This is a genomic window from Endozoicomonas sp. SESOKO3 (assembly GCF_024606255.1).
This window is the reverse complement of sequence record NZ_JAHHPR010000531.1, coordinates 1-11944: the sequence shown is the minus strand read 5'-3', so window position 1 is coordinate 11944 and position 11944 is coordinate 1. Positions and strand designations below refer to the sequence as shown.

Here is an 11944-nt window from a genome sequence, read left to right as displayed (position 1 = left end):
CTCAATTTCTTGCAATCCTCGCTACGGACGCTTAAGTCCGACAGGCTGCTAGTGAATTCAAAACACCAAATACAGCAAGTATTTTTGGATGGGCATTCGGCTTTTTTGAATACTGGTACGGGAGAACCCGGTACTGAGACTCATCTCATGCCGACAAAGGTATGAGCCTGTCGATAAAAAACTCTCATTTAGACTCCCTTTCTGACAGCCTAAGAGATACTCTAATGACACCTCAAAGTCGGCAAATAGTAGTATTCACTTCATGATCCCAACGGAATCCCTCGAAATTGTCAGGGCCGTAGCCCAGTTCAGAAACTTTACGGCAGCAGCCAGGCACCTGCATAAAGTACCTTCTGCCATCAGCTACACCGTCCGGAAGCTGGAAGAGCGACTGGATGTACAACTGTTTTTGAGAGACAGCAAGCGGGTCGAGCTGACTCCGGCGGGTGAGCACTTTATCAAGCAGACAGGCAAACTGCTGGCTGAACTGGAGGAACTGGAAAAAACAACCCGCCAGATGGCTTCGGGCTGGGAACATGACATCAAGATTGCCCTGGATAACGTCGTTAACCAGGGCATGGTTTACGATTTGATTCGCGACCTTCAAACCGTTCGTCCCGAGACCAACCTTGTAATCAATACTGAAGTTCACAACGGCTCATGGGATGCGCTCTTCCACAACCGATGCCAGCTGGTCATTGGTGCTCCCAAAACCATTCCAGACAATATTGCTACTAATGACCGTTTTGAATGGAAATCTATGGGTTCTCTGGCATGGGACCTGGTGATGTCTCCAGAGCATCCATTGGCCAGCGTTTCCGGTCCGATCAGCCAGGACATGCTGAAGACTTATAGTTCGATCTGCATTCAGGATACTTCCAGAGTCTTTCGACAGGGCTACAACCTGTTGCTCGAAGACCAGCAAATCCTTCTGGTTCCCAGTTTTCGCATGGCTATTGAATGCCTGCTGAAAGGGTTGGGCATCACTATCATGCCAAGCCACTTTGTTCAGCCCTACATTGAACAGGAGTTGCTGATTCGCAAGGATGTTCTGGATATTCCCATGAATGACCGTTGCTATCTGGCCTGGAACAAGGAAGTCATGGGCAACGGTATTCGCTGGGTTCTGAACTGGTTGGGTGAAGAAAATTGGCTGAACAAAGTCTGGCTACAGTACGACGCCATGAAGCCCATGGGATATCACGTTCCCTGAATCATACGTGTCAGGCAACTGTGCACTGGAAGTCCAGCGCAGACTTCAGGGGTGGATATGTCTTCTTAAGATGGATGCGGCCAGCACTTCATATGCAGCTCGCATGCAAGCTCTTCTTCTACAGGACCAATGACTTCTATGTTGCCATAGCAGCAGTCAAAAACGTTTCTGCAACCCATTTGAGTGGAGTGCCCGGCAATCTGGTCCAGTGCTTGCATACTGCATCCGTACACCACTTTCTGGATTCCGGCCCAATATATTGCTCCGGCACACATTGGGCAGGGCTCTGTGCTGCTGTAAAGTGTGCATTCACACAGTTGTTCTCTTGGTATCTGTCTGCAGGCATGGCTGACCAGACTGAGTTCTGCATGCCGGGTCTGGTCACTTTCTGCTTCGGTAGTGCTTTCAGACTCCAAAAGAATTCTGCCGTTATGCACCAGCACCGCACCAAAGGGCGCCTCCCCTTTGTCCAGAGCCTGACTGGATAACTCTATAGCTCGATAGATGAATGGTTTGTGCTCACTCATGAGAAACCCCATAGATATCGGAGAGAGGAATTTTTATGTTAGCAGGAAGTCCCGCTTCTGCGCCGATCAAAACGGTTACCCATAGCCAGTAAATTCCCCAGCAAAATAACCGCCACTCCCAACACAGAAACCGGCGTCCATTGGTGCCCCTCCAAAACGGTTGAGATCAACAAGGCAATGATGGGATAAATAATATCGACATAGGCGGTTCTGTCAGATCCCATGCGCTGAATCAGGGCAATGTATGAGGTCATTGCCACTACCGAACCAAAAGTCACCAGATAAATCAGGGAAACCAGATAACCCGGACTGAAGTCAAACGTTGGCGGAACGCCACGGAGCAAAGCCATAGCCCCCATTTCCAGACCACCGTAAAACATGGCAAACACCGTCACAGGTGCCACTGACAAGCCATCTTTCTGATTAACTTCACAGGAGACACTGCCCATGGAAAACATCAGTGCAGCGCCCAGTGCCAATGCCAGTCCCTTTAGCTGCAGGGTATTGGAATCAATCTGTGAGATATGGGGAAAAAACACCATAAGCACACCGGCACTGCCCAATGTCGCTCCTATGAGAACAGAACGTTTAACGGCGTGCCCTAACCAGAAACGAGCAATCACAACATTTGAATAAAGAATGCCCGTACAAATTAATGCTGAAAGCCCACTACTGATGAATTTTTCGCTTTCATAGACCAGCCAGTAGGAAATACCGCAAAGGAAGGTTCCCTGGAAAAAGAATCTGAGATGCTGCCGACGGGTAAAGCCCGTTAAGCCGCCTCTGAAACAGCAAATAAACCATAACAACACAGCGCCAGACAGAAACCGGTAAGCGACTGACCACATGGCGTCAACAGTCCCCAGCTGCCAGCTGACGGCATACCAGGTGGAGCCCCAGACCAGAGAGCAGATACAGAAAAGAGTGGCATTGGACACGTTCTGAACTTCCCGCATCAGAATATTAACTGTATGACATTAGGCCAACTGCAAAGTTTCGCCAGAGCACTAAACGCTTTATATCCAATTCTGATAAAAACTGGAAATTGCTTAGTGGAACGAAAACTTGCCTTCAACCGGGGGGACACAATGCTCTTGTTCTGACACGACATACTGCATGGTCTGACACTCCCGGTACAACCAGCTCTTGGCTTCCAGGGACATTGCAAGAAATTCAGAGAACTGACTATAACAGATGCCATTGGCGGTCATCATAATATCGGAAGCCACCAGCAAAAAATGGCCTGAATCCAGCATCTCCAGAAACAGTTTAAGGGTAGGTAAACCATGGTTGAGGCGGGTCATATCGGCCTGAACTAAAAATGCAGAGGAAGGCTTCAAATCCAGCTCGGTTGAAAAAAGAATACCAAATGGCTTAATAAACAGACGACTATCGAGTACGCCATCCAGAGACTGAAGTGATGAGATATGCAACCCCTCACACCGGTCACACATCCAGAATTCATGACCGTCCTTATTGAGCCATTCTGCCACCTGCTGAAGGTCTGGTATTACTAACTTTCGCATCAACGCTATCTCTGTTTTATTAACTATCTTATGGGTTCCTTCAGAGTGAGGAAATGGTCAGTTTGACCAAAACCTGATGCAATCCAATTGCACCGGTTATCAAAATCTGCAAGTGTCACTAACGATTCTGTCAGTCATTTTGGCGGCGAATCCCTGCATACTCTGCAAACAACATCAAATAGCAACACAAGGAGTGCAGATTATGCAGGGATCATCAACAATCAGTGCCGTTATCCAAACAGCCCTACACGCCGCCGCAAGCCCGTTCGCAGGCATTACTGCCGGAGTGCGATTACTCACCACCATGGTAGCGACTCCTGGTGCTGTCGCAGGCTACCTGTTAGGAAAACTGGTCAGTAAAGCCATTGAAGCGAGTGTAAAAAGGTTCAACAAAAACCGAACCATGAAGACCCGCAAGCACCTTTGCCGCATCGTCAGGGTACTGCAAACGACTGGCACCATTGTTGGCACTACTCTGGTGATCATGCAGGCACTCTCTCACCCTCTGTTGATGGCCTTATATGCTGCCCCCGTGGTGACAACAGCAGCCAAACAAACCGTCAGACACCTTATCGCCTGTGGAAGCGTTTACCGGTCGTTCAAAAGATACGGAGCCTCAGAAACCTTGAGGCGGACTGAGAGAATAGCTTCGTGCTCAACAGCAAAGCCATTCCAGGAGGCTCATTAGAAGCAGACACAAAGGTTGATGTTGGCTCAGCCCGGCAAATTTCTTATTTGTCGCAACAAACCCGGCCTTAAATCTGTTAAAGTGCACGCCCAGACATCGTTCACTGCAACATAAGGCTTTGCTATGCGTTTTCTGGCTCAGGTTCAGGCTGCCATGCGTAAGAACAACTCTTTGCTCTGCGTAGGCCTGGACCCAATACCCGAGAAGTTCCCCGCCCACATTCAGGCGCTCGAGCAACCTATTCTGGAATTTAATCGCTTCATCATTGATGCCACCGCAGACTTGGTGTGCGCTTACAAACCTCAGGCTGCCCATTACCATGCCCGTGGTGCTGAAGACGAACTGGCCCAGACCATCGAATACATCCAGGATAATTATCCGGATATCCCTGTCATTCTCGACTCAAAGCGGGGCGATATTGGCAGCACGGCGGATCAGTACGCTATGGAAGCGTTTGATCGCTATCGTGCAGACGCTGTCACCGTCAACCCATATATGGGCATCGATACTATTGCACCCTTCAGCCGCTATGAAGATAAGGGTACCGTCATCCTTTGTCGAACCTCCAACCCCGGAGCCGCAGCGATTCAGAACCTGAAGGTCGGTGACGACTTCCTGTATGAAGTGATTGCCCGTAGGGCCAAAGAAGAGTGGAACAACCATAACAATCTGCTGCTGGTTGTTGGTGCCACCAACCCTGAAGAACTCAGGCGTATCCGTGCTATTACCGGTGATATGACTTTTCTGGTTCCGGGTCTGGGTGCCCAGGGTGGAGACGTAGAGGCCACCGTTAAAAATGGTCTCAACAGTCAGGGTGAAGGCATCATTGTAAACTCTTCCCGTGGCATCATTTATGCCGGCAGTGATGAAAACTTTGCCGAGGCAGCCAGGGCCGCCGCCATTGAGCTCAGAGACCAGGTGAATCAATACCGTTAACCATTGACATCTTCCCCTCCTGAACCGGTAGGGGATTCCTCTGCCAGGAGTCGGCTGCCTTGACGACAACAGGCACTGGCATGTGGCCGGGCTCTTTAAAGCGGTTTGCGAAGGCTGTGTATATCTTCTATACATCCTCTTTCTATTTTTTAAAAAAGTCTCGGGATGCATACACGCATATTCTTGCTCTTTTACTTTATCATTCTTTTTCAGGTACCTGTGACCTACGGAACGATAACAAAAACTTCACCAAGAGATTTTGTTGTAGTACGGGACGGAGAAACGAGAGAAATTACCATAGTGGGTACACTTGGGATCATTGAATATTTTGCAGAGGTTAAACATAAAAATTCCGCATGCTCTGGTTGCAGAATGTATTTAATTAGAACATCTGACGGAAGATATTATGTACATCATAAAAAAAATAAAGTGGAGGAACCCGGCATGGCGAATTTGTTGAAACATTTAAGTGCCAGAAGTCGGAGACCAGGGGCGCTTCTCCTTATTCCGGGAGAGGTAGCCGAGCAATATTTATTACCCTGTTATCTACCGGACAATGTTGGAACAGAAATGCAAACCACACACACCCCTCACTTATCGCAGCTACCCAATGGTGATTATCATATTATTCCGGGACCAGAAAGTTCAATTTCTGAAACGATGATTGTTGGCGTTTTTGAAGTAATAGAAGAGATGACCTTTCCGATTCAGTGATGCAGATCAAACTTCTTAAGCTCAAGATAGCCGCTTGAATGCGTCAAAAAAATTGTGTGATTACGATGGGGCTACCCAAATGCGGTCGGATTTTAACCAAAGGGTTACGATGACCAGAAGTGTAAGAGCTATTGGCTGCGTAGGCAAACGATAAGGTGAGTGCTTGCGAGATAGGCTTTCAGTCCCAGTCAATCACTGCTCCAACAAGTTCCGGATCAATGATCAAAGTCCCTGAGCAAGCTGAATTGACTGAGGCGTGAAGCTTTGCGATCAAATGTCCAGGTGGTTTTACATTGAAGCCCGTTATGATGACCAATCATTGCATCGGCAAAATCGTAACCGTTGGTATAATCATCAAGGGCTTTGAGTGTGGCCTGATAGTCCTGCGTCAGGCACTTTTGTAACTGAATAACGGCTCTTAATTTCTGACATTGCTGAGCTGGACTGACTTGATAGAAGTGAGTGAGTACCCAGACACATTCTACCAGAACTACAGGACTGATATAGAACTTGTTACAATTCTTCAAAAAACTGATTGTCTGTTGATATTGGTTTTCATCATCCCTGACAAGGTAGCGAACAAGAATATTGGTATCAATGCCCTCCATTTTTGCCGCCTTCTTTACCCTGCCATAATGCCTGAGCTCCTTCTTGAATGGCTTTCTCCATATCATCAAGAGTCGCTTTCCGGCCATTAGTATGATCTGCGAGGCATCCTCCCAAGGCTTCGATATCATCAGACATTGGGGTAAGTACAATCATTCCATCCTTCTCTTCAAACATAACTTTATCGCCAGGTTGAAGTTGGAATTTTGCCCTTATTTCAATAGGAATAGTAACCTGACCTTTGCTGGTAATAGAGCTGGTTGACATAGTTTTGATCTCACTGAAAGAGTATTACTAAAAGTAATACCTGCTCGATTACCTGTCAAAATGTCCACCTTTTGTAGGATTAACGGTTCCAAACAAAGTCCATCTGTTTTGCCGTTTTCTCAGCAAGTTCCAGACTGTGCAACAAACTCACCAGTGAAAGACTCATATCGATTCCGGCGGTAATACTGGCTGATGTCATAATAGAGCCGTCTTTTACCCAGCGCTGGCCAGAGACCACATCCAGTGCTGGATACTGTCGCTTAAGGTCAGGAATATCTTCCCAGTGAGTGGTGACTTTCTGATCGGTCAGAATACCCGCTTCGGCCAGGATAAAAGCGCCAGTACAAACAGATGTTGTCATTTGTGCACGGGATGCACAGCTTCTCAGCCAGTCCAGAACCTGAGGCTTTTTCAGTTCTGCAGTATGAACGCCGCCGACCACCATCAGCAAGTCAATAGGGGGATGGTTGTAGAATCCATAGTCAGGGTTCACGCTATATCCGGCGCGGGCGGTAACAGTTTCACCAGTCTCTCCTATCAGAAAGACATTAAAAGGCTCATGGTCTGCACAGACTCGGCTGGCTGTTGAAAATACTTCAAAAGGACCGGAAAAATCCAGTACTTCTGCATTGTCGTATATATAGATCGCAACGTTCATGGATTCTTATTCTTGATTTGGCTGCTCTTGTGCTTTTCGAATATAAAGAGATCTGACCAGTTGGGCAAGGCTTCAGGGCAGAAATGAAATGCCTGAAAAGACACACGCAGCCATTTAAAACAGCAAAGCTGTTGCGAGGAATTGCAACGAAGATACAGGTTCGGTACTCCCTTACAACCCTGCTGTTGTTGGCTTCTGTTTTTTCAGCTGTATACTTAGGCGTTATTTCTGATTAAGGAAGCTTCCCATGCGCAGACTCAAGAAGCTGTTCGACCAAAACCGCGAATGGTCAGAGGCTGTTCGGGAAAAAGAACCTGGTTTTTTTGAACAGCTTTCTCAGCAACAGGCGCCCAAATACCTCTGGATAGGCTGTTCTGACAGTCGGGTACCCGCCAATCAGATTACCGGTCTGGTACCTGGCGAGCTGTTTGTGCACAGAAATGTGGCCAATCAGGTCATTCACACCGATCTCAACTGTCTCTCTGTTATCCAGTTCGCCGTTGAGTACCTGAAAGTCGAGCACATTATAGTAACCGGCCACTACGGTTGCGGAGGTGTTCAGGCAGCGGTTAAGAACGGCAAACTGGGCCTGATTGATAATTGGCTACGTCATATTCAGGACGTACAGCACAAGCATCAAACCTTCCTCAATACTCTCGACAATCAGGAAGACGTGTTCGAATGCATGTATGAACTGAATGTTGTGGAACAAGCTCTGAATGTCTGCCAGACCACCATCGTTCAAGATGCCTGGCTACGAGAACAAGACCTGACAGTCCACAGCTGGATTTATGGACTGAAAGACGGCCTTCTGAGAGATCTGGGATTATGTGTCTCTGATCCGGAAAGCCTGGATGAGCTTTACAGCAATGCCATCAGGCAGATCACCAGTGCAGCTGTTGGATGATGATATAGATACCTTTTCATTTTCTTGATCTATCCTCCCACTCTGAAAACCAAATCGGAAGGATAGAATTATCAGACATACACTCTTTGCGGCACAACTGTTGCTGCTGTGGTTTTTTCTGTCATCTCTCAGGCCAGAGCGCATGCTCTGGCAGCAGGTGATAATGTTAAGGTGCCTTCAAAGAGAACGGAATCAGGCAGTTAAACTTCGATTCAATATCTGCCCATCTGGAGAGAAGACTGTGTGACTTCTCAATAGAGAGTTCAATATCTCATCAGGCGCTGGTTGTACTTCCCTTTCCCTGACAATGGTTCTGCAATAAGGACAGGTTGTATTTTCCAATAGCCAAGTCTCCAGGCAGTCTTCGTGAAACATATGTCTGCATTGTTCAAGAACCGTGACTGCCCTTCTGGCAAAAGGTTCGAGACAAACAGAGCAATTATCGGTCTCCTGTTGATAGGGCGACCGATTATTTGGGCTGCCGGGTGGTGTAATTCCGTCCATATCTCTTACTCCTGTTTCTGTTTTTCATATAACTTGTAGTCTCAGATCATTGTCTATCCATTTAGTTCCCTGCGCTTATTTTTTTGTTACGCCCGGCATGGGCTTACAGGGTGAAAGCCCCCTGTGAAAGAACCTGCATCTGACTGGCGGTAAAGACGCCCGCTGATGACAACCACCATTAATGTACTACAGTCCCGCAAGGAGCTGTGCGGAGGCAGTCTGTGCGGAATAACATAATTTGCCGGAACCAGGTGACAGGATCACGTTTTAAAGTAAGAATAAATGCATCCTGGTGGGTGAAATTTGTTCTTCACTCATAGCTGCCTTGAATAAAATAACGAACACTAAGCCGCACGCGCTTTCCACTCCAGAGGATACATCCATGATATCTGAAAAATATCCGGTCCTGATGAGACTGCTTCACTGGCTGATGGCCCTTACAATCCTGGGTATCATTGCCAGTGGTTGGTACATGGCAGGTCTGTCCAAAGATGTCAGCTATAAATACGACATCTACCCATGGCACAAGTCTTTCGGCATCCTGGTGCTCCTGCTGGTAGTGATCCGTATTCTGATACGATTATTCAGCAAAGTACCCAAGCTACCCAAAGGATTGCCGCATCATGAAAAGGTATTGGCCAGAGTCACTCATTATTCTCTCTATGCCTTGATGATTCTTGTGCCTGTCAGCGGTCTCACCATGTCGGACGCTGGAGGGCGTGCTGTCTTCTTCTTTGGCATACCTCTGCCCGAGTTAATGGAAGACAACAAGGAGCTTGCAGGAACCCTGCATACGATTCACACCTATATTCCCTACGCATTTCTGGGGATCATTGCGCTTCATGTGGTAGGTGCACTTAAACACCGGTTTATGGATAAACCTGAAAACGATGTGCTCGGCAGAATGTTGTGAATTTGTCAAAAAGGGCTCCTTGTAAGAGCCCTTTTCTATAGTCTTTCCCAGTGAGCCCCGCGCCCTTTGCCAATGGGCTTCAGCTCTCCGCTTCTTCGCTTCTGCTGAACCACCTTCTTCACCAGTTCCCGGCTGACCGTAGGTAACTGAATACAAATATCAGCCACTGAAAAAGGACCCTTTGCATTGTCAATTGCCATAGCAATCAACTGCGACTTGGGAGCCCGGCTGCCCTGGTTTTGCAGTGCATCCACCCTTAACTCCAGCTCTTCATACGCTTTGATCACACTGTCCAGAAAGAAGTTAATCCAGGGCATGGGGTTATGGGTCCCTTCATGCCAACCTTTCACACTGAACCGGAGGGCATCCATATAAGCCTGCTCGTTCTGCGCAAAGATTCTTTCCAAACTGATATAGCGACAAATATCATAGCCATTGATGGAAAGCATCAGAGTAGCAATCAGCCGGGAAATTCGCGTATTACCATCACTGAACGGGTGTATGCAGAGAAAATCCAGTACTGCACAACTCACCACCAGCAGAGGTTCTATCGTCTTTTCCAGACACTGGTGATAGAGCCCCACGCTGAACTCCATCGCTTTTGGCGTTTCAGTAGCCGGAACGGTTCGATAAAGAACGCCTACCCGATTACCCTCTGAATCACGCTCCACAATATCCTTGTTGGTCGCTTTCCATCGTCCTCCTTCATGGGGAAAGTGACTGTACAGGGTGGCATGAAGCTGCCGGATAAGCCCCGGAGAAACATTAGTGTGCTCTGCAGGCTCCGTCACCCTGTCCAGTACATCACGGTACCCCGCTATCTGTCTTTCAGCTGAAGTGGCTGGCTTAATTTCATATTGCACCAGTTTTCTTAATGCTTCCTTGCTGACGGCAATGTTCTCAAGACTGTTGCCATACTCCACAGACTCCAGAGTAGCTACCTGCCTGAGCGTATCGAGAATCTCAGTCTGTTGACGCAGGGTATGGGGCTGTCGTCCACGGAATTCACCCATCTGTCTGAAGCGTCCCAACTGGGAGGCAGTGAATCGATAGTCTGACAAGCGTTCCAGCGTGTGCATTTGGATTCCTGACTAACGGTTAATTATCGGATAATATTCCTGCAAATTATGCCTGTAAGTCATTTAGTATCCAATAAACTTATAAGTTTGCTAATACACTTATTAATCGTGAAAAGACGGTTAATGTTCAATTATTTTGCATATCAACCGTCAAATCGACAGATAAATTAATTGTTACTGTCATCAGACGAACTTAATCGATAAACCTTGACGTAATGACCTGTTCTCAGAGTCGACATAAGCACCTGTAGCGCTCTATTCCATTCACAAACCAGCCCGCTGGAAGCTCTCAACGAAGCTCGCTCTCCAATATTGTCAGAGAAACACAACATTCTCAGCGTCATAGTGGCATCTTGAGCCGAGATGATTGCAACAAATTTCGGTTCGTAGGGTTCCTGAATCACCATGATAAAGTCACCCGTTCCAAGTGAAGCGCTCATTAACTGTCGGACTGAGTTGAACTCCTGAAGCTCTTGGGGCTCAAGCTCAATCTTAAGGGCCATCATCGCTTGCCCCATATCCATTAACCTTAACAAGGCATACAAATCCGGAAGCCGCGATTCGTCCAGGCCCTTAGGCAATGAAATCTTTTCTAAATCGCTCGACATTTGATTCAAAAAACATTGCCGAATCGCAATGTCATGCCCTTTTGTGGTATCTGAAGCCAGGGTCACTCCAAGCTTGCCACTGCAATCCCCCTTATGCGGGCTGGCTACTTCTTCTTCATACGGGCTATAAAAGGCCGTAGAGGTAGCCTCTAATATGTACTTGAGCACATCAACTGTGGCCGGTAAATGAACCCGATAAAGCTGGCCTTTCATCTTATTCAGGTAGAATTTGATTCCCCAAGAAAAGAGTTTTTGATCATTAGTGACATAGCCAATCAGACCGCCTGCCTGATTCAGAAGAAAAGCAAAGGTCATTATTTTTTCTACGACAATGAAGGCAAGGAAATAGTCTCCCTGAGTATTGGGAAGAATCAAGGCATAATAACCATCAGGTAAAGCCTTAATATCGCTTATGGGTTGGGCGTGCTCCCCCATCCAGCCAACAGAAGCCAGCCCTGCCACTACATTCTGTTGCATATCAGCCTGCACGTTCTTCCGTTGCATGGCAGCCTGAGCCTGAGTTAACACCTGCTGAAATTGCAGTACGTTAAGATCTGAAGCCTCGAAAACAATCGGCACCATACTCGTTTCCAGATAACAAACATTGAAGGATGAAGCCGATGGTGACCGCCCGGGAGGCTCAAGGTCAACTGGAGCTTGCTGCTTGAAAACGCTGAAGTCGTACGGCTCGGTACACCATTTACAATCAAGTTGATTTTCAGTATCCGGATCTGAGTCTGATCCTGGATCTGGATCTGGATCTGGATCTGGATCTGGATCTGGATCTGGATCTGGATC

General features: G+C 47.4%; 15 protein-coding genes. 6 read left to right on the top strand and 9 right to left on the bottom strand.

Annotated elements, in window-relative coordinates; translation table 11 throughout:
* The first annotated feature begins 262 nt into the window (after nt 1-262).
* The gene (locus KDK18_RS09230) at nt 263-1213 is read left to right on the top strand and encodes a LysR substrate-binding domain-containing protein (RefSeq protein WP_257254613.1); all 951 of its coding nucleotides are present in this window, start codon (nt 263-265) and stop codon (nt 1211-1213) included.
* 65 nt (nt 1214-1278) lie between these two features.
* Here the strand turns inward: KDK18_RS09230 and KDK18_RS09225 are convergent, their stop codons facing one another.
* The 3 genes from KDK18_RS09225 to KDK18_RS09215 form a co-directional block, all read right to left on the bottom strand.
* Nucleotides 1279-1740, bottom strand: coding sequence for a nucleoside deaminase (locus KDK18_RS09225; RefSeq protein ID WP_257254612.1), 462 nt, complete (start codon nt 1738-1740; stop codon nt 1279-1281).
* A 38-nt stretch (nt 1741-1778) separates the two neighbouring features.
* Nucleotides 1779-2696, bottom strand: coding sequence for a DMT family transporter (locus KDK18_RS09220; protein ID WP_257254611.1), 918 nt, complete (start codon nt 2694-2696; stop codon nt 1779-1781).
* Nucleotides 2697-2789: 93 nt separating this feature from the next.
* Nucleotides 2790-3266 carry a hypothetical protein gene (locus KDK18_RS09215; protein ID WP_257254610.1) on the bottom strand — a complete coding sequence of 159 codons (477 nt, stop codon included), beginning with the start codon at nt 3264-3266 and terminating at the stop codon, nt 2790-2792.
* Between the two features lie 76 nt (nt 3267-3342).
* On the opposite strand from KDK18_RS09215, the gene KDK18_RS09210 reads away from it, so the two are divergent.
* The 3 genes from KDK18_RS09210 (at nt 3343) to KDK18_RS09200 (ending at nt 5604) form a co-directional block, all read left to right on the top strand.
* Nucleotides 3343-3954, top strand: a complete 612-nt coding sequence (locus KDK18_RS09210) for a hypothetical protein (RefSeq protein ID WP_257254609.1) — start codon at nt 3343-3345, stop codon at nt 3952-3954.
* A 123-nt stretch (nt 3955-4077) separates the two neighbouring features.
* Nucleotides 4078-4890 (top strand): orotidine-5'-phosphate decarboxylase, encoded by an 813-nt coding sequence (pyrF, locus tag KDK18_RS09205; RefSeq protein WP_257254608.1) that lies wholly within the window; start codon nt 4078-4080, stop codon nt 4888-4890.
* Nucleotides 4891-5109: 219 nt separating this feature from the next.
* Complete coding sequence (locus tag KDK18_RS09200) at nt 5110-5604, top strand: hypothetical protein (RefSeq protein WP_257254607.1); 495 nt, start codon at nt 5110-5112, stop codon at nt 5602-5604.
* Nucleotides 5605-5819: 215 nt separating this feature from the next.
* Here KDK18_RS09200 and KDK18_RS09195 read toward each other — a convergent pair whose 3' ends face one another.
* From KDK18_RS09195 to KDK18_RS09185, 3 genes are all read right to left on the bottom strand, one after another.
* The gene (locus tag KDK18_RS09195; RefSeq protein ID WP_257254606.1) at nt 5820-6212 is read right to left on the bottom strand and encodes a PIN domain-containing protein; all 393 of its coding nucleotides are present in this window, start codon (nt 6210-6212) and stop codon (nt 5820-5822) included.
* Nucleotides 6199-6477: an AbrB/MazE/SpoVT family DNA-binding domain-containing protein gene (locus KDK18_RS09190; protein ID WP_257254605.1), complete on the bottom strand. Its 279-nt coding sequence runs from the start codon at nt 6475-6477 to the stop codon at nt 6199-6201. Before KDK18_RS09190 ends, KDK18_RS09195 begins: the two co-directional genes overlap by 14 nt.
* Before the next feature lie 79 nt (nt 6478-6556).
* On the bottom strand, nt 6557-7135 hold the full coding sequence (locus tag KDK18_RS09185; protein WP_257254604.1) for a DJ-1/PfpI family protein: 579 nt from the start codon (nt 7133-7135) through the stop codon (nt 6557-6559).
* Between the two features lie 247 nt (nt 7136-7382).
* On the opposite strand from KDK18_RS09185, the gene can reads away from it, so the two are divergent.
* A complete protein-coding gene (gene can / locus KDK18_RS09180; RefSeq protein WP_257254603.1) occupies nt 7383-8042 on the top strand; it encodes a carbonate dehydratase in 660 nt (219 codons plus the stop codon).
* Nucleotides 8043-8234: 192 nt separating this feature from the next.
* Here can and KDK18_RS09175 read toward each other — a convergent pair whose 3' ends face one another.
* Nucleotides 8235-8546, bottom strand: a complete 312-nt coding sequence (locus tag KDK18_RS09175) for an RING finger protein (protein WP_257254602.1) — start codon at nt 8544-8546, stop codon at nt 8235-8237.
* A gap of 382 nt (nt 8547-8928) precedes the next feature.
* Between KDK18_RS09175 and KDK18_RS09170 the strand changes: the two genes are divergently transcribed.
* Nucleotides 8929-9459 (top strand): cytochrome b, encoded by a 531-nt coding sequence (locus KDK18_RS09170; RefSeq protein ID WP_257254601.1) that lies wholly within the window; start codon nt 8929-8931, stop codon nt 9457-9459.
* Between the two features lie 35 nt (nt 9460-9494).
* Here the strand turns inward: KDK18_RS09170 and KDK18_RS09165 are convergent, their stop codons facing one another.
* Entirely contained in the window at nt 9495-10538 is a 1044-nt protein-coding gene (locus KDK18_RS09165) for a Fic family protein (RefSeq protein WP_257254600.1), read from the bottom strand.
* Nucleotides 10539-10705: 167 nt separating this feature from the next.
* The coding region (locus KDK18_RS09160) for a hypothetical protein (protein WP_257254599.1) at nt 10706-11944 on the bottom strand (1239 nt) is incomplete at its 5' end.